We start from the raw sequence: 22,034 nt of genomic DNA, 5'->3' as shown, positions 1-22,034 counted from the left end.
CGCTCGGCTGCGGTCAGCGGCCGAGCCAGGCCTTGAGGCGGACAACCGCCTCCCGGCACTCGGCTTCCGACCCCGCGAAGGAGAAGCGCACGTGGTGCGCGCCCTCGTCGGGGTCGAAATCGAGCCCCGGCGTGGCAGCCACGCCCGCCTCGTCGAGCATGCGCCGGCAGAAGCCGGAGGCGTCGTTGGTGAGGTTCGCGACGTCCGCGTAGAGATAGAAGGCGCCGTCCGCGGGATGGGTTCGGCCGAGGCCCAGGCCGGGGAAGGCGTCGAGCAGGATCGCGCGGTTGCGCGCGTAGCCGTCGCGCACGGCGTCGAGTTCGTCCCGCGCGTCGAAGGCCGCGAGCGCCGCGACCTGCGACAGGTACGGCGCGGAGATGTAGAGGTTCTGCGCTAGGCGCTCGACGGCGCGCACGAGGCGGGGCGGCACCACCATCCAGCCGATCCGCCAGCCCGTCATGCAATGGTACTTCGAGAACGAGTTGATCACGACCGCCTGCGGATCGAATTGCATGGCCGTGGCCGTCGGCACGCCGTAGCTGAGGCCGTGATAGATCTCGTCCGAAATGAAGGGCAGTCCAAGCGCGCGCGCCGCCGCGCAGAGTTCGGCCAGCCGATCGGGCACGATCACGGTGCCGGACGGGTTGGCCGGGCTCATCACGAGCACGCCGGCAAGTGCGCCGGCCGCGTGGGTGGCCCGCAACCCGGCCGCGGTCGGGGCGAAGCGGTCCTCGTCGCGCAACACCATCGGGGCGGGCACGAGGTCGAGGGCCGCGAGGATGCTGCGATAGGCCGGGTAGCCGGGCTGCGGCACCGCGACCCGCGCGCCCGCGTCGAACAGGCTGAGGAAAGCGAGGACGAAGCCGGCCGAGGAGCCGGTCGTGATCACGACCCGCTCCGGCTCAACGCCGACGCCATATTGCTCGCGGTAGTGACGCGCGACGCGCTCGCGCAGGGCGTGGAGGCCGAGCGCTTCCGTATAGGGCACGCGCCCGCTCCGGAGGGCGGCCTCGGCCGCCGCGATCACCGGCCGCGGGGCGGCCGCCGAGGGCTGGCCGACCTCCATGTGAACGATCCCGGCCCCGGCCCGGTCCTTGGCGGCGGCAGCGGCCATGACGTCCATGGCGAGGAAGGGCGCGACGGCGGCGGCGCGGCGGGAGATCTCGGGCATCGGGTCCACTCGGGGTGCCGCGCGGTCGCGGCGGGCGCGGGCGCCGGAAAGGCCGCCCTGTTACCGGCTGCGCGGCGAGGCCTCAACATGGCACGCATCGCGCTCAGCCGAACATCTCCGCAGTGACGGCCTCGAACCACGCCTCGCAGTGGGCCGCCTCCTGGGCGCGCAGATTCTCCGGCGCGCCGACGGGAGAGATCCCGGCCGCCTCGGGAATCGCGACGAGGGTGTCCCACTCGATCCCGTAGACGCCCGCGATCGAGACTGCGCGGCCCGGGGCGACGAGGCTGTAGCAGACGTTGACCAGTTTGGGCGGCGCTGGCGCCCGTCCCCGGAGGAGGTCGGCGACCGCCTGGGCACAGACCTTGGCCTGATCGTTCGCCGAGAAGGCCGATTTCGGCATTGCCCCCGCCATCGCCGCATCGCCGATCACGTGCACCCCGGAAACGCGCAGCGATTCGAAGCTCACGGGATCGACGGGGCACCAGCCGTGGGCATCGGTAAGGCCCGCAGCGCGGCAGATCTCCGGCGCCCGCTGGGGCGGGATCACGGAAGCTACCGAGGGTCGGAACGTGCCCGCCTCGGCGCGCAAGGTCATGGCGGAGGCATCGACCTCGGCGAGGCGGCCGCCCTGCGCCCTCGGCACGTACTCGAGATGCTGCGGGTAGCGTGTCGCCCACGCCTCCTCGAAGAGCGGCTGCTTCGAGAACACGTCCTTGGCGTCGAGCAGGATCAGCTTCGAGCGCGGCTTGCGGGCCTTGAGGTAATCCGCGATCAGGCTGGCCCGCTCGTAGGGCCCGGGCGGGCAACGGTAGGGGTTGTCCGGCACCGTGAGCACGACGAGACCGCCATCCTCCATCGCTGCGAGGCGGCGGGCGAGGGTCTCCGTCTGCGGGCCGGCTTTCCAGGCATGCGGCATCATCTCGCTCGCGCTCGCGTCGTAGCCGGGAATCGCGTCGAGGCGGATCTCGATGCCGGGGGAAACGATGAGGCGGTCGTAGGCGAGGCTGCCGCCGCCCGCGAGACGAACCCGGCGCGCCGAGCCGTCGATCGCGACCGCACGGTCGTGCACGACCCGGATCCCGGCCGCGGCGAGGGCGCCGTAGCCGAAGACCTGTGACGCCATCGGGCGCAGCCCCACGAGAACAGCATTGCTCAAGGGACAGGCATGATAGGTCCGCGCCGGCTCGACGAGGGTGACGCCGAGACCGAGCCGGCACAGCGCACGCGCGGCCGTGGCACCTCCGAAGCCGCCGCCGACGACCACGACATCCGGCCGGGCCCCGCCGAGCGCGGGGGCCGTGGCGAGAGCGGAGAGGCCGCCCAGTACGGTGCGGCGCGTCGCAGTCATCGCGGAGCGGCTTGCCCGAGATGCTCGGCGAGCGCCCGGATCTCCTCCCGGGAAAACCCCTTGGCGAGATAAGGCATCACCGTGCCGGTCCTCCTCCCGGTGCGATAGGCGTCGAGCGCTTCGGCGATCTGGTCCGGCGTCCAGTTGCGGAGGCAGGGCGGAGCCGCCGGGACGGGCCCGCATGCGGCATGGCATACGGCACAGGACGAGGCGCCCGGTGGTGGGACATCGTCGGCGACGGCGGGCGCGCCGACCAGACAGAGAAGCACGACGCGCGCGGATCTCGACCGAACTGACAGCGGCACGCCCCTCCTCCGACCTACTACTTGGTAGGCGCACCATCATCACGGGGCAAGCCGCCGCCGGTCGCGAATTGACCGACCGCCGTGAAAACGCCTAACCCCGTGGCTACCGACCCGTTGCTGCCCGGCATCGGCCGGCCCGTGCCGACCCGCGAGGTTTCATGCTCCGCCTTCCCTCGATCTCCGCCCTCGCTCTGACTCTCGCCCTCGGCGCGCTGCCCGCTGCCGCGCAGACGGCGGAGACCTCGCCCTTCACGGACGCGCAGCGCAGCGCCATCGAGGCGATCATCAAGGATTACCTCGTCAAGAATCCGGACGTGCTGCAGGAGGCGATCGCGGAGGGCGAGAAGCGGCAGCTCGAGACGCAGCGTCTGGCGCAGGCGGCCGCCCTCAAGGAATCCCGCGAGGCTCTCCTGAACGGACCGCACGACGTCGTCGCCGGCAACCCGAACGGCGACGTCACGCTGGTCGAGTTCTTCGACTACAATTGCGGCTATTGCCGCAAGGCGCTCGGCGACGTGCAGGCGCTGATCAAGAGCGATCCGAAGCTGCGGGTCGTCATCAAGGATTTCCCCGTCCTCGGCGCTGAATCGCTTGAGGCCAGCCAGATGGCGGTGGCCGCGAAGCAGCAGATCAAGGGCGAGAAGCTGTTCGAGTTCCACCAGAAGCTGCTCGAGTCGAAGGGCCGCGTGAACGGAGCCCGCGCCCTGCAGGTCGCAAAGGACATGGGCCTCGACACGGCGAAGCTCCAGAAAGACGCGCAGGGTCCGGAGGTGAAAGCGGCGTTGAGCGAGAACCGGGGCCTCGGCGACAAGCTCGGCCTCTCCGGAACGCCGGCCTTCATCATCGGCGACGAGATCATCCCGGGTGCCGTGGGAGCGGACCCGATCCGCAAGACGATCAGCGATGTCCGGCAATGCGGCCACGCGAGTTGCTGACGGCGGCCGCGCCGTGAGCGGGCGGGCGGCCCTTGTCGCGGGCGAGGCCCATCGTCTAAGAGCGGCCGACCTCGCGCCAGCCCGCGCGGCCCCCGGATCTCGTCCATGATCTCGATCCACGTCCTGAACGGGCCGAACTTGAATCTGCTGGGCCGCCGAGAGCCCGGCATCTACGGCACCGCGACGCTCGCGGACATCGAGCGGGACCTGACGGCGCGGGCCGAGGCTCTCGGCGTCGCGCTCACCGTCCGGCAAACCAATCACGAGGGCGAACTCGTCGGCTTCGTGCAGGAAGCGGGGCTCGCAGGCGCCGGCGTCCTGATCAACGCCGCCGCCTACACGCACACCTCCGTGGCCCTCCGCGACGCGATCAGCGGCAGCGGCGTGCTCGCCGTCGAGATCCACCTCTCCAACGTGCACGCCCGCGAGAGCTTTCGCCACGTCTCGATGATCGCACCCGTCTGCGCGGGCGTGATCTGCGGCTTCGGCCCGATGAGCTACCGCCTCGGCCTCGACGCGCTGGCCGCGCTGATGGCCGGCCGCATCCCGACTCCCGCTTCCGAAGACTAGAGCCGATGCCCAAGCAAGATTCCATCGATCCCGAACTCGTGCGCGAACTCGCCAACCTCGTCACCGAGACGGGGCTGACCGAGATCGAGGTGGAGAAGGGCGACCTGCGCATCCGCGTGGTGCGCCGCCTGGAACCGGTGAGCGTGCAGGTCGCGGCGCCGGTCGCCGCTCCTCTTCCGATGGCGGCGGTGAGCGCGCCCGCGGTCTCGGCGCCGGGTCCTGCTGCCGACAAGGGCAAGGCGGGGGCGAGCCATCCGGGCGCGATCCTCTCGCCGATGGTCGGCACCGCCTATCGTCGTGCGTCGCCCGAGGCCAAGGTCTTCGTCGAGGTCGGCTCGCAGGTCGCCGCCGGCGAGAAGCTCCTCCTCGTGGAGGCCATGAAGACCTTCAACGAGATCGTCGCGCCCCGGGCCGGCACGGTCACCGCCATCTTCATCGAGGACGGGCAGCCGGTGGAGTTCGGCGAGCCCCTTCTGGTGATCGAGTAGGCGCGATCCATGTTCGACAAGATCCTGATCGCCAATCGCGGCGAGATCGCGCTGCGCATCCTGCGGGCCGCCAAGGAACTCGGGATCGCGACCGTGGCGGTGCATTCAACCGCCGATGCCGACGCCATGCACGTGCGCCTCGCCGACGAGAGCGTCTGCATCGGTCCGCCCTCGGCCCGCGAGAGCTACCTCAACATCCCCTCGATCATCGCGGCCTGCGAGATCACGGGCGCGGATGCGGTGCATCCGGGCTACGGCTTCCTCTCGGAGAATGCCCGCTTCGCCGACGTGCTCGCCCACCACAATATCGGCTTCATCGGGCCGAAGGCCGACCACATCCGGGTGATGGGCGACAAGATCGAGGCGAAGCGCACGGCCAAGCGCCTCGGCATCCCTTGCGTGCCGGGCTCCGAGGGCGGAATCGAGGACGCGGACGAGGCCAAGCGCGTCGCCGCCGAGATCGGCTATCCCGTTCTCGTCAAGGCCGCCTCCGGCGGCGGCGGCCGCGGCATGAAGGTGGCGCGGACGGAAGCGGACTTGGAGCAGGCCATCGGGATGGCGCGCTCCGAGGCCAAGGCCGCCTTCGGCGACGATGCGGTCTACCTCGAGAAGTACCTGGAGAAGCCGCGCCACATCGAGGTGCAGGTGCTCGGCGACGGGCACGGCGGGGCCGTGCACCTGGCCGAGCGTGACTGCTCCCTGCAGCGTCGCCATCAGAAGGTCTGGGAGGAAGGCGGTTCGCCCGCCCTCAACGACGCGATGCGCGCCGAGATCGGGAGCATCTGCGCCAAGGCCATGCAGGAGCTCGGCTATCTCGGCGCCGGCACGATCGAGTTCCTCTACGAGGAGGGCCGCTTCTACTTCATCGAGATGAACACGCGGATTCAGGTCGAGCATCCGGTGACCGAGATGATCACCGGGATCGACCTCGTGATCGAGCAGATCCGCGTGGCGGCCGGAAGCGCCCTCTCCGTGGCGCAGGGCGACATCCGCGTCGAGGGCCACGCCATCGAGTGCCGGATCAACGCCGAGCACCCGGCGACCTTCCGCCCCTCCCCCGGCCTCATCACCTACTACCATCCGCCGGGCGGCCTCGGCGTGCGCGTGGATTCGGCCGCGTTCCAGGGCTACCGGATTCCGCCCAACTACGATTCGCTGATCGGCAAGCTGATCGTCCACGGCCGCACCCGCAACGAGTGCCTGATGCGGCTTCGCCGCGCCCTTGACGAGTTCGTGGTCGACGGCGTGGACACCACCCTGCCCTTGTTCCGCACGCTGGTCCGCAACGCGGACGTGCAAAACGGCCTCTACGACATCCACTGGCTCGAGGGCTTCCTGGCCCAGGGCGGCTTCGACGGCTGAAGCTCACTTCCGGCGCCGCCCATGTCTGCTGCGTCGACCTGTGTGGCGGCGCACCAGTCGGAAGCCGACGCGACACCGCATTGCACAAACCGGTAGTCGCAATCCGATCGGATAAATCTTCTCACAGTTGTGATCAGGCGAGGATTTCGTCTGCGAGGTGTCACGCCATGGGAGTGCGCCTGTCTCCGCGCAACCCCGAGATCCGCGACCTTTCGTCGGCTCAGCGAGGGCCGGAACGCGAGCGCCGCAGGACGCTTCATCCCGCAACCAGGTCGGGACGGTGGTGAGCAAGCCTCAACCGACGCCCCGGACCGGCAAACCCCTCGCCCATTCCTCGTATTGAGACGACAGCCATGCGCACCCTCGCCCTCGCCCTCCTCGCCGCCACGCTCACCGCCGGCACCGCGTCCGCCCAAGTTCTCACCGGCCCTGCCGTTCCGCAGGGTGAGTTCGTCCCCTACGCCTACGACGGGCGCCTCGTCGGCAACGTCGTGAACACGGCGCCAAACCGGCAGGCGATCTTCGAGGATTCCGCCAAGGGCGGCAACGCCGAGCAGACGAACCGTCGCGTCCCGAATCTCGGCACGACCTCGGGCGGCCCGATCTTCTGATCACCCGGGTCGGGGAAAAGCGCGGCGGAGCTTCGGCTCCGCCGTTTTCGTCACCACAAGCCTCTGGTCTTCCGCGCGCCGCCGCGCCAGACTCAACCCCATGCACGACGGCGCCCGTGTGGAGATCACTCCCGAGATCCTGCTCAAGGCTTACGCGGCGGGCATTTTCCCGATGGCGGAGGACGCGAGCGACCCGACCCTCTACTGGGTCGAGCCGCGCGCACGCGGCGTGCTTCCGCTGGACGGCTTCCGGGTCTCGCGCCGCCTCGCGCGCACCGTCCGATCCGACCTGTTCGAGGTCCGCAGCGATTCGGATTTCGACGGCATCATCGCGGGTTGCGCCGCGCCCCGGCGGGACAGCGAGCGGACCTGGATCAACCGGCGCATCCGCGACCTCTACGGCGCCCTGTTCGACCAGGGCTACGCGCACACGATCGAGGTCTATGCTGGCAGCCCCCGTCGGCTCGTGGGCGGGCTCTACGGGGTCTCCCTCGGGGCCGCCTTCTTCGGCGAGAGCATGTTCCACGAGGTGCGCGACGCCTCGAAGGTCGCGCTTGTCCACCTGATGGCGCGCCTGCGCCGCGGAGGCTACCGCCTCGCCGACACCCAGTTCGTCACCGACCATCTCGCACAGTTCGGGGCGCACGAATTGCCGCGCCATGTCTACAAGCGCCTGCTCGGCGAGGCGCTCGCGGCCCGCGCGAACTGGGATGTCTGGCCGAGTAACGGCAGCGTCAACGGGGCCGACGCCCTCGCCGCCCTCGGACTCGCCCGCAACACCTGATGGACGGCCCGGAGCTGGGCGCCGAATTACAACTCTAAGTAATTATTGAGCCGTCCACCGCGCTCCGGATATAGAGCGCTATCCTTCGTCGACGACGAAACGGACCGCGCACCGTGACGCACCTTCCCCGCGCGAGCGCGCGCCCGCGATGAATGCCGCCGACCTCGCCTTCTCGCCCGAGGAATACCTGCGGCTCATCGAGAGCCTCGGGCTGACCGGCACCTGGACCTGGACCTTCGCGACGAACGAGCAGACTTGGTCGCCCGGCCTCTACCGGATCCTCGGCATGGAACCGAGCCTCGTCAGGCCGAGCTACGACCTGTTCCGCAGCCTCGTTCATCCGGAAGACCGGTCGATGCTGGAGAGCGTCGTCGAGGTGATGCATCTCGGCTGCCTGACGGACCATACGGTTCGCGTTCAGCGGCCCGACGGCGGATCGCGCACCCTGTCCTGCCGCGGCGAGGTGCTGTTCTCGCCGGACGGTCGCCCGCGCTCGGCCAGCGGCCTCGTCCTCGACATCACGAACCCCGACCGGCTGGCGCGGGCGCAGGCCGCGGAGCGGCAGCGTCGCTGGGCGCTTTTCGAGCAGACCGGCTCGTTCCAGTTCACGCTCAGCGTCGACGGCGTGTTCCATTTCCCGAAGGAGCTCTTCGCGCTCACGGGCCTGACGGCGGCGGACATCGCCGAGGACGCCTTCGTCACGATCTGCCGGGAGGAGCGGGAGCACTGGCGCGGGCTGAGCCTGGAGGCCCGCGGGGCGGGCCTCGCCCACTCGTCGAGCCCGCTCGCGCCGCTGGCGGGCGGCGGCTCCGCCCGATTCCGGGTCGTGACGGTGCCGGTTCGGAGCGACCTCGGCCTCATCAAGGAGTGGAGCAGCATCACCGTGCCGGTCGACACGAACGCTTTCCGGGCCTCGGATTCGGCGCTGGAGGGATTGGAGCAGGCCGTGTGCGGCGCCCATATCCGGGCGGCTCGCGCGCTCCTCGACTGGTCGATGGCCGATCTCGCCCGGGCGAGCGGCGTCTCCTTCCACACGATCCGCCGGATCGAGGAGGACGCGCCCGGCATCCTCGCCCAGACCCGCCACCTCGCCATCGCGGCGCTTCGGCGGGGCGGAATCCGCTTCGTCTTCCTCGACGATGGGTCGATCGCGACCGCGCGGGTGTGAGCGCCTCTAGCGGAACAGCGCGTCGAACAGCGATTGGGGCTGCTGCTGCGGCGCCGCGGCAGGCCCCTCGTTCGACGGGAAGAACTTGCGCGAGGGCTTCTGGCGCGGCTGCACCGGCACGCCGCGCGGCGCCTCGACGTCGACCTGGCCGGCCGAGTTCACCTGCTGGGCGGTGCGGGTCGGATCCTTGTCGCGGTTGCGCTTCGGCTTCTCGGGCTTCGAGGCGAGCGCGGGCACGTCCTCCTGCTCCTTCGCCTCGGCGATCAGGTCGGTCCCGCCCTTACAATCGACGAGCCAGACATCGTAGATCGGATGCTCGATCGCGTGCAGGCCGGGGCTCGCCGCGAACATCCAGCCCGTGAAGATGCGGCGGTACTTATTGTCGAGGGTGACCTCGTCGACCTCGAGGAATCCGGTGGTCTTGGCGCTCTCGGTCGGCGGCCGCGTGTAGCAGACCCGCGGCGTGAGCTGCAGGGCGCCGAACTGCACCGTCTCGTCCACCGCCACCTCGAAGGAAACGATGCGGCCGGTGATCTTGTCGAGGCCGGAGAAGACTGCGGTCGGGTTCTTGATCTTGTCGGCGGAGGCCGGGAGCGCGCAGATCCCGAGGGCCAGCGTGGCGAGGACGGTTCGGCCGAGCGCGGCGCGCGCGAGACGTGCGGTGATGCGGCTCAAGGCTCGCCCCTCTCGAATGGACGGCGCGCCGGCGGCGGGCGCGTCCGGCCATCAATACCCGAACGGTGGTGGAAAAAGGGCGGTCCGGCTCAGTCGCCCGGCGTCCAGGGCACGTAGTCGCCGGTCGCGGCGGGGCGCTGCCCCCAGGAGAGCTGCGAGCCCTTCGGCCGGTAGGCCGCCGCCGTCCCCGTGAGGTTCTCCTCGTAGGGCTTCTGCCACTCGCGCGGGCGGTAGCCGTCCTCGCTCGGGGGCACGTCGCCGTTGTGGCAGAGCCAGGCGCGCCAGCCCGGAGGCACGCGCGAAGCGTCCGCGTAGCCGTTATAAACGACCCAGCGCCGCTCGGAGCCGACCGAGGCGTCGATCAGCGGTCCCTGGGCCCGGTAGTAGGTGTTGCCCAATTCGTCGGTGCCGACGAACTGGCCGCTGCGGGCCGTGTAGAAGGCGAGCGACATGGTCTGCCCGTTCCACCACGTGAAGATCCGCAGCAGCGTGTCCTTGAGAGCCATCGGCGTCCTCGCGTCCCGCGGCCGGTGGCGGCCGGCCGCGCCTGTCGTCCGCCTTATGCTGAGAGGGTTAGCGCAAGTCCAGCCCGCAGAGGGTCGCGCCGGTGCGGAAGGGCCGCGCGGGGGACGGCATCCACGCGGCTCCTCGCGCCCACAGCCCGTCGCCTCCAACCTCCGGGTGTCGCATTTGAGGCACGCTATCCCCGCTATCCGTCCCCCGATGCGCCGCCGAGGTGGGCCCCGAGGCCCATCGGGCTCTCCCGCCCTGTGGACGCAAAAAAATTCCGTCGCGAATCCCGAAGGCCAAAAGCGGACTTAGCGGCGGCCTCCGGATATCCACAACTTTTGGTTCGCGACCACAACATCTAGCGAGGAACATAGCCGCCAAACACCAGTTGTTGACGTGATGGCCGCCCGGGCATTAATGTTCGGGTCACGGTTCGGGAGCGGCCGCCGCGTGGTTCGCGCCCTCTCGGAAGCGTCATCGTCATGTTCAGCGGCCTGGAGCGCATCGTCGATGCGGCCGGAGTCGGCACCCATTGATCGGGCATACGTCCCGCGCAGCGTCGCGGGCCGAGACCTCGTGTCTCGTCGGGAGAGGTGTGTTTCATGCGGTTCGAGCGGCGCTACACCACGTCGGGTCAGTCACCCTACGCGGCGATTCCCTTCCGGAAGGCCCTGAGCGAGATCCGCAATCCCGACGGATCGGTCGTGTTCCGGCTGGAGGGCATCAGCGTGCCCGAGAGCTGGAGCCAGGTCGCCGCCGACGTTCTGGCTCAGAAGTACTTCCGCAAGGCCGGCGTCCCGGCCCGGCTCAGGAAGGTCGAGGAGAACGACGTCCCGAGCTTCCTCTGGCGCTCCGTTCCCGACGAGGCGGCCCTCGCCGAGCTTCCCGAGGAGGAGCGCACCGGCTCCGAGATTTCGGCGACCCAGGTCTTCGACCGGCTCGCCGGCTGCTGGACCTACTGGGGCTGGAAGGGCGGCTACTTCTCCTCCGAGGAGGATGCCTCCGCCTTCCTCGACGAGTTGCGCTTCATGCTGGCTCGCCAGATGGTGGCGCCGAACTCCCCGCAATGGTTCAACACGGGCCTGCACTGGGCCTACGGCATCGACGGTCCGGGCCAGGGCCACTATTACTGCGACTGGAAGACGGGCGAGCTGACGCGCTCCACGAGCGCCTACGAGCACCCGCAGCCGCATGCCTGCTTCATCCAGTCGGTGCAGGACGACCTCGTCAACGAGGGCGGCATCATGGACCTGTGGGTGCGCGAGGCGCGCCTGTTCAAGTACGGCTCCGGCACCGGCTCGAACTTCTCGATGCTGCGCGGGGAGAACGAGAAGCTCGGCGGCGGCGGCAAATCCTCCGGCCTGATGAGCTTCCTGCGCATCGGCGATCGCGCGGCGGGCGCCATCAAGTCCGGCGGCACCACGCGACGCGCCGCCAAGATGGTGATCGTCGACATCGATCACCCGGACATCGAATCCTACATCGACTGGAAGGTGAAGGAGGAGCAGAAGGTCGCCGCCCTGGTGACCGGCTCCAAGGTCGTCTCGAAGCACCTCCAGGCCGTGATGAAGGCCTGCACCCAGTGCGAGGCGGAAGGCGACGCTTGCTTCGATCCCGAGCGCAACCCGGCCCTCAAGCGCGAGGTGAAGGCCGCCCGCAGGGCGATGGTGCCGGACGCCTACATCAAGCGCGTGATGCAGTTCGCCCGCCAGGGCTTCACCAAGATCGAGTTCCCGATCTACGACACCGATTGGGATTCGGAGGCGTATCTCACGGTCGCGGGCCAGAATTCCAACAACTCGGTCTCGCTCACCGATGACTTCCTGCGCGCCGTGGAATCGGATGGCGACTGGAACCTCACCGCCCGCACCACCGGCAAGGTGACGAAGACGCTGAAGGCCCGCGACCTCTGGGAGCGGATCGGCGAGGCGGCCTGGGCCTCGGCCGACCCGGGGCTGCACTTCAACACCACGATGAACGACTGGCACACCTGCCCGGCGGGCGGGCGGATCCGGGCCTCGAACCCGTGCTCCGAGTACATGTTCCTCGACGACACCGCCTGCAACCTCGCCTCGGCGAACCTGCTGACGATGTACGACCGTGAGGCCAAGCACTTCGACGTGGCCGCCTTCGAGCACCTGAACCGGCTCTGGACGGTGGTGCTCGAGATCTCGGTGATGATGGCGCAATTCCCCTCGCGCGAGATCGCCGAGCTGTCCTACCGCTACCGGACGCTCGGCCTCGGCTACGCGAATATCGGCGGCCTGCTGATGACGATGGGCCTGCCCTACGATTCGGAGGCGGGGCGCGCGCTCGCCGGTGCCCTCAGCGCGATCATGACGGGCACCGCCTACGCCACCTCCGCCGAGATGGCGGCGGAACTCGGCACCTTCTCGGAATATCCCGAGAATGCCGACGCGATGCTGCGGGTGATCCGCAACCACCGCCGCGCCGCGCACGGCGAGGCCGAAGGCTACGAGTTCCTCAGCATTAACCCCGTGCCGCTCGACCACGCCAACGTGCCGCAGGCGGACGTCGCGGAGCGCGCCAAGGCGGTGTGGGACCGCGCCCTCGAACTCGGCGAGGAGCACGGCTACCGCAACGCGCAGGCGACGGTGATCGCGCCGACCGGCACGATCGGCCTCGTGATGGATTGCGACACGACCGGCATCGAGCCCGATTTCGCGCTGGTGAAGTTCAAGAAGCTCGCCGGCGGCGGCTACTTCAAGATCATCAACCGCGCCGTGCCGGACGCGCTGCGGGCGCTCGGATACCGGGAATCCGAGATCGCGGAGATCGAGGCCTACGCGGTCGGCCATGGATCGATGGGCCAGGCGCCGGCGATCAATCCGGGTAGCCTGCGCGCCAAGGGCTTCACGGACGAGAAGATCGCGGCCGTCGAGGCGGGCCTGAAATCGGCCTTCGACATCAAGTTCGTCTTCAACCGCTGGACGCTCGGCGACGATTTCCTGAAGGTCGTCCTCAAGGTGCCGGCCGACAGGCTCGTCGATCCGGCCTTCGAGCTCCTGCCCTTCCTCGGCTATTCGAAGAAGGACATCGAGGTGGCCAACACCCATGTCTGCGGGGCGATGACCCTGGAGGGCGCGCCGCACCTCCGCCGCGAGCACTACGCCGTGTTCGACTGCGCCAATCCGTGCGGTCGTATAGGCAAGCGCTACCTCTCGGTCGAGAGCCACATCCGCATGATGGCGGCGGCGCAGCCCTTCATCTCGGGGGCGATCTCCAAGACCATCAACATGCCGAACGACGCCACGGTCGAGGATTGCAAGGAGGCCTACAAGCTCTCCTGGACGCTGGCGCTCAAGGCCAACGCCCTCTACCGCGACGGATCGAAGCTCTCGCAACCCCTGAACGCCGCGCTCATCGCCGACGAGGACGACGAGGCCGAGGACGCGCTCGAAGCGATCATCCAGGCGCCGGCCGCCGCCAAGGCGGCGCAGGTGGCGGAGAAGATCGTCGAGCGGGTGATCGAGCGCGTCGAGCGCATCCGGTCGCGCGAGAAGCTGCCCCATCGCCGCAAGGGCTACACCCAGAAGGCGGTCGTCGGCGGGCACAAAGTGTATCTCCGCACCGGCGAGTACGATGACGGGCGCCTCGGCGAGATCTTCATCGACATGCACAAGGAGGGCGCCGCCTTCCGGAGCCTGATGAACAACTTCGCCATCGCGATCTCGCTCGGCCTGCAGTACGGCGTGCCGCTGGAAGAGTATGTCGAGGCCTTCACCTTCACCCGCTTCGAGCCGGCGGGCTTCGTGCAAGGCAACGACGCGATCAAGAACGCGACCTCGATCCTCGACTACGTGTTCCGCGAGCTCGCGATCTCCTACCTCGCCCGGATGGACCTCGCCCATGTCGACCCGTCCGAGATCGGCAGCACCGTGCTCGGCGGCGGCGTCGGCCAGGACCGGCCGGACGACAAGCCCGCGGTGTCGCAGGTCGTCTCCCGTGGTCTGCTGCGCGGCTCGGCCGACCGGCTCACCCTGATCCAGGGCGGCCCGGCCGGCGCGACCCTCGGAGTCGGCGGCGGCCAGTCCGGCCTGACGGCGCCGGCGGGCGGCGTGGTCCACGCGATGCGCGGCGCGACCGCGCTGAAGGTGGAACCGGCGGAGGCGGGCAAGGCCGAGACGATCGCGGACGCCCTCCCCTTCTCAAAGCCCGAGACGGCCGAGCGCAGCGTCGCCGACCGTCGCGCCGAGGCGAAGATGAAGGGTTATGTCGGCGAGGCCTGCCCGGAATGCGCGAACTTCACGCTCGTGCGCAACGGGACCTGCCTGAAGTGCGACACCTGCGGAAGTACAACCGGGTGCAGTTGAGTATGCCGACTTGATGTGACCTGTGTAGCGAACCGGTGAGTTTGGTCGTGCAGAGCCCATGATTGGTAGTGGGCAACAGGAAAGTCTGGTTGCGGCTTCCTGCTGGCTTGCAAGACACGCAGATCGGTTCCGGGCGGCCGGCAGCACGGCCGCCCGGGTGGCAGCTGGAACAAAACGAGGTCGAATTTTTAAGCTCCGACCTATCCGGTCGAAGGAGGCGTTAACCGAGACGCGAGCGGGACTACGTGCGGCCCGGACAGCAAACCTCACTTGTGCTACGCTAATCCGCGTATTAGCTTAGCAGGGGCGTCCCATGTCCGAGACGTTTGGCTCGTTCATCCTTCAAAAGAGGAAGGAAAAGGGCATTAGTCAAAAGGTCTTAGCAACAAGGATTTTACGGGAAGAGGACGGCAAGCCTATCTCGCCACAGTACCTCAACGACATCGAGCGTGACCGCCGAAATCCGACCTCCGACCATCTCATCAACCAGTTCGCGTCTGCCCTCGACCTGCAGGCGGAGTACCTCTTCTACCTCGCGGGCACGCTTCCCCAGGACGTGCGGGCGGCTGGGGCAAAGCCCGAGGAGGTCGTTCGGTTCTTCAATGCCTTCCGCAAGAGCACGAGGTGAGCATGGTGCAGTGGGTGCCAGATGCAACGAGGCGCTTCCGGAAGAGGCCCCACTACGAACCGCTGGAGATCGACCGGGAGTGCGAGGCTCTGACCGCCGCCTTCCTGCTGAAACACCGCGGGAAGGTCGAGTACCCGCTCAGCACCGACGACCTTTGTCTTCTCGTCGAGCAGCACGTCGCATATCTTGATGTCTACTCGGACTTGTCGGGGGATGGCGCAGACGTTGAAGGGGTCACGCGCATCGAGGTCGGAAGGCCACCGATCGTGGAGATCACAGAGGCCCTTTCCACCAACGACCGACGCGCCAACCGGTACCGCACCACGCTAGCCCACGAACTCGGGCACGTCAGGCTGCACGACGGCCTGTTCCAGGCCCACTTCGCATCCGGTGACATCCTTGCCGATGCCGGCAAGGCGAAGATCGTGTGCAAGCGCGATACGATCCTGGAAGCGCCGACGGCGGACTGGATGGAGTGGCAGGCGGGGTACGCCTCGGGGGCGTACCTGATGCCGCGATCAGCCGTAAGGGACCTTCTTCGCCCGCACATTGATGCCGCCGGCACCCTCCCGCCCTTCCACGTTGCCGACCCATTGGCAGCGGCTCTGATCGACAAGGTGGTGAGCAGGTTCGCGGTCTCCCAGGACGCAGCGAAAGTCCGGCTCTTGAAACTCGGCTACCTCGCCGTGCGGCCGCCCGCTTCGACTTTGTTCGGTTAGCGCCATCGCCTCCCCTTGATTTCCCGCCGGCGATTACTATGCTAATCAGCGTATTAGCTGATGAGCGTGAGACGGCAGATGGAGGAGAAACCGCGGCCATACCGGGTGCTTAGCCTCGACGGCGGTGGCATGCGGGGTATCTACACAGCCGCCTTCCTCGACCGGTTGGTGACGTACTTCGCCCGCACGCGAGGCGTAGATGCGCTCGACCTCGGCAAGGGCTTCGATCTCATCACGGGAACGAGCACGGGAGCTATCGTCGCCTCGGCGCTGGCGGTGGGTAAGCCGATCAGTGACGTGGTCGCGCTCTACGAGCAGCACGGACCCGCCATCTTCCCGCACCGGATTAAAGGCACGGCAAGTGCGATCTACCGTGCCTTGCGAGGCCGGTTCTATGTCAGAGCCGGTGACCGTGCATTGCGTGAGGCGCTCAGTGACGTGCTCGGCAGCGTCACCATGCTCGACGTGTACGAGAGGCGCGGCATCTCGCTCTCGATTCCAACCGTGCTGATGAAGACCCACCGCGCCTGGGTGTTTAAGAAAACGCCTAAGAGTGGTGTCCGCGACGACCTCTACCCCTTGGTGGATGTCTGTCTCGCATCAAGCGCCGCCCCGATCTACCGGTCGCTCGCCGCGATCAGCGATCCCATGGCGACTCACGGACAGAAGCAGGTCTTCGCCGACGGCGGTCTCTGGGCGAACAACCCGATCCTCGTCGGATTGGTCGACGCCCTGATGGTGGCCGACCGGGATCAGCCGATTGAGATCTTCTCGCTGGGGACCTGCTCAAGGCCGGAGGGAGAGCACATCGAAGGGCGGAAGACCCATCGCTCCATGCTCGAATGGAAGCTCGGGGCGGACGTCGCTCCCCTCAGCATCTCTGCCCAGGAATTCGCCTACGACAACATGGCGCGACTTCTCTCGAACGTCCTCACCGACCTTGGCAGGCCTGTGCGAACACTCCGGTTCCCCAAGAAGGATGTGCCCGCCGAGATGCTGAAGTTCCTCGCGCTGGACGACGCGCGGAAGGGCGCCATGGACCGTCTGGTCCAACAGGCCTGCTCGGACGCGGACATCACCAAGAGCTCCTGCGACGACCCCCGCAGCGAGGAAGGCCGGATGGTCAAAACCCTCATGTTGGACCTCCCGGCGATGCCGGCTGGCGGCATAACCTGGGAGAGCACACGATGAGAGACACTAACGACCAGGTCCGCGGCTTCCACAAGGAGCGCGTGCGGATGAACGACGACGGCCGCGCCGATATCCTGTCGAAGGCCAAAGCAAATCGGAAGCGGCTGCGCAAAGGCCTAGAGCGCGACGACAAGCCTGCCCCGTTCGGCTCGCAGACGCAGGGCTCCTACGCCATGCGGACCATGATCCAGGATGGCGATGGCGACTTCGACATCGATGACGGCGTTTACTTCGAGAAAGAAGATCTGGTGGGCGCGCGCGGCGGCGACATGTCGGCCCTAGACGCACGCAACATGATCTGCGCCGCGCTTCAGGACGACCTCTTCAAGGACAAGCCGGAGGTGCGCAAGAATTGCGTCCGGGTCTACTACAGTGCAGGCTACCACGTGGACGTGCCGGTTTACCGGCGGATCCGGACGACGAACGCCTGGACCGGTGCCGTCACCGTGACCTACGAGCTCGCGGGCGCGACTTGGAAGGCCTCCGACGCCCTCAACGTCACCAAGTGGTTCAAGCAACGCAACAAGGACCTCTGCAGCGACGCTTCGACAAACGGCGACCGTGGTCAGTTCGTCAGGGTCGTGCGCCTGGTCAAGGCTTTCGCTCGCAGCCGTCCCCACTGGAGAGGCAAGATCGCCAGCGGCTTCGCGCTGTCGCGGTTGGTCAGTGACCATTTCGTCGAGCGCGTGGGACGAGATGACGAGGCGCTGCGGGATGTCCTCCGCGCTATCCGCGACCGCCTGGCCTGGAACAGTGCTGTCGATCATCCGACCCTGGACGAGCGCATCGTCGAGGCCGGCGATTCCAAGACAGCCTTCCTCCGCAAGAAGCTGACCGACAAGCTCGCTCACCTTGATGTGCTCGACGACCCCGACTGCAGCCACGAGGAGGCGATGAAGGCCTGGGACGACTTCTTCTACTCCGACTACTTCTCGATGCAGCCCGACCCGGAGGACGAGAAGGACCTCGACCAGAAGACCAGCGGCCCGGCCGTCATCAAGTCCGGCGGGCACGGTTACGCGTGACCATCCACTTCCCGCTGGTGGCCGCCCACCCGCTCGATGCGGTCGATGCCTGGTTCCAGGACTTGGGACCACGGTACATCGGCCGCATTGCGCCCGATGACCCGCTCCTACGAGTTCAAACAGCCTCGGCAGGCTGGCGGGTCCGGACGCTCGGACGGGAACTCGTCACCGTCGTTGACCAAGCCTTCCCCTTTTCGCGACCGAGCGTCTACCTGCGCAACGTTGCCGGTCGGCTGCCGCACGTTGAGCATGACGGGAAGCTGTGCCTGCGTAACCCTGCGGTGCCTTCGGATCCTGTAACGGCGATAGCCTCCGCCTTGGGTGAAGCCCGGCAACTTCTGCGCGACATCTCGGCAGGCGCGGAAGAGGACGACTTCCAGGAGGACTTCGGCCTCTACTGGGCTCAAGACGCAACAAGTAGTCGGAAGGCCCGGTTGCTCCTGCCCCAAGAACGGGGCACAAGCTACGCAACATGGTTCAGCACAGACCAGGCCGTCTATGTCTTCGCGTCGGGTTCCGAGGCACGCCGCTGGTGGATGCATCGCTACGGCACCGATCTTACCAAGCTTCGGCGAACGGCGGCGATAGAGTTAACAAGCCTGCCTCATCCCGAGAGCTACCCGTCGACGGGTGCAGAACTCTGGAGCCTCGTTGAGCAGCGGTCGGAGCATGGGGTCGATGTCCTTGGAGAGCTGCTCCTGCAGGCTCCTAAGAGCTTCCCCCTCGTGTTGATGGGTGCGGCGCCGTCGGGCCGTCGGCACGAAGTCGTCATTGTCCTTGCTCGACCGCTGGACCTCAAAGGTATCCCGTTAAGCCGCCGGGAGCTGGAGCGAGGATTTGATCGTGGGAAGGCACCTGCCGAGACCATTTGCGGTCGGTACACGCTGGCACGCCTGAAGAGCGTTGCACTCGACGCAGCGAACACGCGCCTGCCGTACGTCGAGCGCGACCGGCTTGCACAGGCCCGTGTCGCTATCGTCGGATGCGGTGCCTTGGGATCAGGCGTGGCACGACTTCTTGCAAAGTCCGGTGTCGGACATCTCGTCATGGTAGACCCCGAAGCACTTGGCTGGGAGAACATCAGGCGGCACCAACTTGGGGCTGGCCATGTCGATTGCGCAAAGGCGGCTGCCCTTGCCCAAGCCATAGCGCAGGAAAACCCTGACATCGGCTCAACGTCATCTTACGACACAAGCGTACAGGCCCTACTCGAAGCGAATCCAACGGCGCTGGCGAGCCTTAATCTGGTCGTTTCTTGTACCGCCGATTGGGCAGCCAATTCCGCGCTCGATCATCATCTCTCGCAACAAGCCGATGGACCGGTCGCGCTCTACGCATGGATGGAGGCGCACGCACTGGCGTCCCATGCCGTGCTGATCATGCCCGGTGGATCGTTCCGGGCCGGCTTTGATCCAGCCGGCCATCCCCGCATGGCTGCGTCGGTGAGCCAGAAGCCCGCTCCAGCCGAGTGCGGGGGAATGACTTCGCCCTTTGGAGCTGTTGAGCTTAGCTACGCCGAGACGCTTGCGAGCCGGCTTGCCTTGGATTTCCTTCGCGGCAGATGCGACAAAACCGTTTGGCGCACGTGGTTGACCGATGCGGGCTCTCTCGAAGATGCGGAAGGTTCTTGGACCGATGCTTGGACTGCCGCACGGGGAAGGCCAGCGTCCCTCGGAGAGATGGCTGCTGGACCGTGGTGGGAATGAAAATGGAGGCCGTGACGTACCTCGTGGGCGATCTACGCCTGCGTATCACGGCCGACGCTCTGCGAACCTTTGATACCCATAGACAGAGGCGGTGCTACCAGCGGGAGGCTGGCGGACAGCTATTTGGTACCATCCGTTCCGGCAGATGGGTGGTTCTTGAGGCGACGGGGCTGAGGAAGGGCGACCGTCGGTCGCTCTTTGGCTTCTGGCCGAACCGCGCCTCCGAGCAGCGGGAGATCCACGCCTTCCACGCCCGTGGACTTGATTACCTCGGCGACTGGCATACCCACCCAGAAGACCATCCTACGCCCTCGCCGAAAGATTTAGTGACAATCGCCGGCATCGTGCGAGAGTCGAAGCACCATCTGCCGGGCTTTCTCCTCTGTATTGTCGGGCGGACTGAATTTCCTGATGGGCTCTGGCTATCACTCCACACACGTACAGGAGAGGCTAAAGCGGCGAAGCTAAACAGAAAGGCGTCGGGGAAACCGAAGAATATTACCATGGAGCTGTATACGTCGACGAGCGCTACTTCGTAAGCGTTGCTGGCCTCGCAAGCCTGCGAGTTTTTCGTCGGCACAGCCGCTTCTTCGAACCCATAGTAGAGCCGGACCATGCCGCCCGTCAGAGCCTTGGCCTGGAGATGTCGCAGCGCCTGTCCCGCGCCTGATCGCTCATCCGCCTCGTCATGGTAGTCGAAGATGCTCTGGACGCCGGCCAGTCCATCGACGGCCGGATGGATGAGTACACGGATTTGGTCGACGAGCCCGGCCTTGAGGATGGCTCCTTTAATGGCCGCGCCACCCTCTACTAGGATGGTCTCGATGCCGAAGGTCTCGTCGAACGCGTCTAGGGCCTCGGCAAGGTAATTGCCGTCCGAGCCGGCGAACAGGTAGGAGACGCAGACCTCGCGCAGCCCGGCGAGGTAGGCGTCGAACACGGCCTCCGAGAGCACCGCGACGGCGTGCCCGGCCGCATTCATGGGTGGCCTTCCTTTCGGAGCGGCCAGATCAGGACTGCCATGGGACCTAACCCGCGCAGCTGACCGGTTGAACGAATCCTGTGGGTAGAGGCGGAAGTCCGCTGCGCAGTCCAAACAACAAAACTCATGAATTTTGCACCAGCTCAGGTGGATGTGGTATCGACGGGAATGTCATCGCCGAGCTCACCGCAGACCCGCTCAACGACCAAACCTGGTCGCAATGATCCTTGTTGGTGCAATTCTGGAAAGAAATATAAGTATTGTCACTTCGATGCCGATCGGGATAGACTGGTTACGGTCAATCTCGATTTGCATCCTCCTGGCACTCCCGCTCAAATAAATTACAAAGACGATATTCTAAATCTTACAACTCGCCTATCGGCGCCCATTAAGCGCTTCTGCGCAGACAATGATTTCTACTTTTTCGGATCAACTTTTACATTGGGCGACTTAGAAAACGCCAATAAGAAACTTGACGATGGAAGTCTAACAAGAGAACACCTGATCGATACTTGCAAGGAGCGTCTTACAAGAGATGACGCTGCCAAATACATGGATGACGCTTGCAGTAAGTTTGACAGCTTCTCTGGTCGCGATAAGATCTTGAAGGATGCCGTAGAGGCTCATTTTGCGGGCAAGTATACTCTGTCTGCGCCAGCTCTCTTCGCTCAGCTAGAGGGCATTCTCAGAAAGGTCGGAGCGTTAGAGTACAAGGACACTTTCAAGCCGACAATCAAGCGAGATATTTGGGATAACAGATTACTTTTTTCCTTAAAGGACAGCGCACAACTATTCAATGGCTATATCTCTAGACTGTATGAAGGACAGAAGGACGAGCCTTTTAATAGGAACACCGTTTTGCACGGAGAAAGAACCGATTACGATACAGAGGATAACTCATTAATATTAATCCTATGCATTCTTGAAGTTAGAACTTTTCTTTGGTTCGAGGAAAACACAAAGCCGTTAGTTTAGGCGCCAGTCGAAGCGCTGTGCTACCGAGGTCGAGGTCCTTACCGAGACGCTCGCGCCCCCGCGGCGGCGAAGGGGTCGCGCAGTTTAAGGTCGTGCCTGTTACGAAGCGCCACCATGGCTTCATCGGCAGCCCTTTGCCCGCTGTCGTGAGCCCCGTGGGCCGTCGTAAAGTCGTGCGGGTGCGTCGCCTCGCCCGCGAAGAAGATCCGGTCCTCGAAGGGCTGGGCCAGCCGTGTCCGCGCCTGTGACCGGCCTGGCAGGGCGCAGCTATACGCGCCGCCGATGGACGCCATCCGGCTCCATGAGGTCGCCGCGATCGGACGGACGGCCGACGCCACGTCGCTGCCGAACAGGGCGGCCAATTCGGCCGAGACGTGGGCACAGCCGGCGGCCGGGCCCTCCTCCTCGATTAGACGGGCTCCTTCCCCGCCTAGGAATGCCTCAATGACCGGCTAGGAGCCTGTCCGAGTAACGGGGTCTGAGGCCGGGGTTAGAGGGTGCGAGACCCGAGCAGAGGCTCCGGCTTAGCGGGCTCAGCGGCCGG

19 protein-coding genes and 2 pseudogenes are annotated in these 22,034 nt (G+C 66.5%); 15 read left to right on the top strand and 6 right to left on the bottom strand.

Annotated elements, in window-relative coordinates; translation table 11 throughout:
• Nucleotides 1-13: 13 nt before the first annotated feature.
• On the bottom strand, nucleotides 14-1,171 hold the full coding sequence (locus J2X36_RS19185) for an aminotransferase class I/II-fold pyridoxal phosphate-dependent enzyme (protein ID WP_310352741.1): 1,158 nt from the start codon (nucleotides 1,169-1,171) through the stop codon (nucleotides 14-16).
• A gap of 103 nt (nucleotides 1,172-1,274) precedes the next feature.
• Nucleotides 1,275-2,522 carry an FCSD flavin-binding domain-containing protein gene (locus tag J2X36_RS19180; protein WP_310352739.1) on the bottom strand — a complete coding sequence of 416 codons (1,248 nt, stop codon included), beginning with the start codon at nucleotides 2,520-2,522 and terminating at the stop codon, nucleotides 1,275-1,277.
• Nucleotides 2,523-2,985: 463 nt separating this feature from the next.
• On the opposite strand from J2X36_RS19180, the gene J2X36_RS19175 reads away from it, so the two are divergent.
• The 7 genes from J2X36_RS19175 (at nucleotide 2,986) to J2X36_RS19145 (ending at nucleotide 8,745) form a co-directional block, all read left to right on the top strand.
• Nucleotides 2,986-3,762, top strand: coding sequence for a DsbA family protein (locus J2X36_RS19175; protein WP_310352736.1), 777 nt, complete (start codon nucleotides 2,986-2,988; stop codon nucleotides 3,760-3,762).
• Between the two features lie 105 nt (nucleotides 3,763-3,867).
• On the top strand, nucleotides 3,868-4,332 hold the full coding sequence (gene aroQ, locus J2X36_RS19170; protein WP_310352734.1) for a type II 3-dehydroquinate dehydratase: 465 nt from the start codon (nucleotides 3,868-3,870) through the stop codon (nucleotides 4,330-4,332).
• A 5-nt stretch (nucleotides 4,333-4,337) separates the two neighbouring features.
• Nucleotides 4,338-4,820 carry an acetyl-CoA carboxylase biotin carboxyl carrier protein gene (accB, locus tag J2X36_RS19165; protein ID WP_310352731.1) on the top strand — a complete coding sequence of 161 codons (483 nt, stop codon included), beginning with the start codon at nucleotides 4,338-4,340 and terminating at the stop codon, nucleotides 4,818-4,820.
• 9 nt (nucleotides 4,821-4,829) lie between these two features.
• Nucleotides 4,830-6,182 carry an acetyl-CoA carboxylase biotin carboxylase subunit gene (gene accC, locus J2X36_RS19160; protein WP_132252169.1) on the top strand — a complete coding sequence of 451 codons (1,353 nt, stop codon included), beginning with the start codon at nucleotides 4,830-4,832 and terminating at the stop codon, nucleotides 6,180-6,182.
• A 353-nt stretch (nucleotides 6,183-6,535) separates the two neighbouring features.
• Nucleotides 6,536-6,793 carry a hypothetical protein gene (locus J2X36_RS19155; RefSeq protein ID WP_310352728.1) on the top strand — a complete coding sequence of 86 codons (258 nt, stop codon included), beginning with the start codon at nucleotides 6,536-6,538 and terminating at the stop codon, nucleotides 6,791-6,793.
• Between the two features lie 100 nt (nucleotides 6,794-6,893).
• Nucleotides 6,894-7,577 (top strand): leucyl/phenylalanyl-tRNA--protein transferase, encoded by a 684-nt coding sequence (gene aat, locus J2X36_RS19150; protein WP_310352727.1) that lies wholly within the window; start codon nucleotides 6,894-6,896, stop codon nucleotides 7,575-7,577.
• A gap of 148 nt (nucleotides 7,578-7,725) precedes the next feature.
• Nucleotides 7,726-8,745 (top strand): PAS domain-containing protein, encoded by a 1,020-nt coding sequence (locus J2X36_RS19145; RefSeq protein ID WP_310352725.1) that lies wholly within the window; start codon nucleotides 7,726-7,728, stop codon nucleotides 8,743-8,745.
• 6 nt (nucleotides 8,746-8,751) lie between these two features.
• Here J2X36_RS19145 and J2X36_RS19140 read toward each other — a convergent pair whose 3' ends face one another.
• Together J2X36_RS19140 and J2X36_RS19135 are read right to left on the bottom strand one after the other, a co-directional pair.
• On the bottom strand, nucleotides 8,752-9,420 hold the full coding sequence (locus tag J2X36_RS19140) for a DUF2155 domain-containing protein (RefSeq protein WP_132252177.1): 669 nt from the start codon (nucleotides 9,418-9,420) through the stop codon (nucleotides 8,752-8,754).
• A gap of 89 nt (nucleotides 9,421-9,509) precedes the next feature.
• Nucleotides 9,510-9,926 (bottom strand): NADH:ubiquinone oxidoreductase subunit NDUFA12, encoded by a 417-nt coding sequence (locus tag J2X36_RS19135; protein WP_132252179.1) that lies wholly within the window; start codon nucleotides 9,924-9,926, stop codon nucleotides 9,510-9,512.
• 606 nt (nucleotides 9,927-10,532) lie between these two features.
• Between J2X36_RS19135 and J2X36_RS19130 the strand changes: the two genes are divergently transcribed.
• From J2X36_RS19130 to J2X36_RS26905, 7 genes and pseudogenes are all read left to right on the top strand, one after another.
• The gene (locus J2X36_RS19130; RefSeq protein ID WP_310352719.1) at nucleotides 10,533-14,264 is read left to right on the top strand and encodes a vitamin B12-dependent ribonucleotide reductase; all 3,732 of its coding nucleotides are present in this window, start codon (nucleotides 10,533-10,535) and stop codon (nucleotides 14,262-14,264) included.
• Between the two features lie 313 nt (nucleotides 14,265-14,577).
• Nucleotides 14,578-14,892, top strand: a complete 315-nt coding sequence (locus tag J2X36_RS19125; RefSeq protein WP_310352718.1) for a helix-turn-helix transcriptional regulator — start codon at nucleotides 14,578-14,580, stop codon at nucleotides 14,890-14,892.
• Between the two features lie 2 nt (nucleotides 14,893-14,894).
• Nucleotides 14,895-15,611: an ImmA/IrrE family metallo-endopeptidase gene (locus J2X36_RS19120; RefSeq protein WP_310352715.1), complete on the top strand. Its 717-nt coding sequence runs from the start codon at nucleotides 14,895-14,897 to the stop codon at nucleotides 15,609-15,611.
• 78 nt (nucleotides 15,612-15,689) lie between these two features.
• The gene (locus J2X36_RS19115; RefSeq protein WP_310352713.1) at nucleotides 15,690-16,802 is read left to right on the top strand and encodes a patatin-like phospholipase family protein; all 1,113 of its coding nucleotides are present in this window, start codon (nucleotides 15,690-15,692) and stop codon (nucleotides 16,800-16,802) included.
• Entirely contained in the window at nucleotides 16,799-17,827 is a 1,029-nt protein-coding gene (locus J2X36_RS19110; RefSeq protein ID WP_310352711.1) for a cyclic GMP-AMP synthase DncV-like nucleotidyltransferase, read from the top strand. Before J2X36_RS19115 ends, J2X36_RS19110 begins: the two co-directional genes overlap by 4 nt.
• Complete coding sequence (locus tag J2X36_RS19105) at nucleotides 17,824-19,533, top strand: ThiF family adenylyltransferase (RefSeq protein WP_310352708.1); 1,710 nt, start codon at nucleotides 17,824-17,826, stop codon at nucleotides 19,531-19,533. Before J2X36_RS19110 ends, J2X36_RS19105 begins: the two co-directional genes overlap by 4 nt.
• A pseudogene (locus tag J2X36_RS26905) lies at nucleotides 19,530-19,871 on the top strand (Mov34/MPN/PAD-1 family protein); the annotation flags it as partial. The gene J2X36_RS19105 and the pseudogene J2X36_RS26905, both read left to right, overlap by 4 nt.
• On the opposite strand, the gene J2X36_RS19100 reads toward J2X36_RS26905, so the two are convergent.
• Nucleotides 19,799-20,515 carry a dihydrofolate reductase family protein gene (locus J2X36_RS19100; RefSeq protein WP_310352707.1) on the bottom strand — a complete coding sequence of 239 codons (717 nt, stop codon included), beginning with the start codon at nucleotides 20,513-20,515 and terminating at the stop codon, nucleotides 19,799-19,801. The pseudogene J2X36_RS26905 and the gene J2X36_RS19100 overlap by 73 nt on opposite strands.
• Nucleotides 20,516-20,641: 126 nt before the next feature.
• Between J2X36_RS19100 and J2X36_RS19095 the strand changes: the two genes are divergently transcribed.
• Nucleotides 20,642-21,490, top strand: a complete 849-nt coding sequence (locus J2X36_RS19095) for an SEC-C domain-containing protein (RefSeq protein ID WP_310352705.1) — start codon at nucleotides 20,642-20,644, stop codon at nucleotides 21,488-21,490.
• Nucleotides 21,491-21,528: 38 nt separating this feature from the next.
• Here the strand turns inward: J2X36_RS19095 and J2X36_RS19090 are convergent.
• Nucleotides 21,529-21,942, bottom strand: a pseudogene (locus tag J2X36_RS19090) (FAD-dependent oxidoreductase); the annotation flags it as partial.
• Nucleotides 21,943-22,034: the final 92 nt, after the last annotated feature.

It is taken from the genome of Methylobacterium sp. BE186, from assembly GCF_031457035.1.
GTDB classification, from domain to species: Bacteria; Pseudomonadota; Alphaproteobacteria; order Rhizobiales; family Beijerinckiaceae; genus Methylobacterium; species Methylobacterium segetis.
The sequence above is the reverse complement of the archived record's forward strand: the minus strand, read 5'-3'. Positions and strand labels throughout refer to the sequence as shown.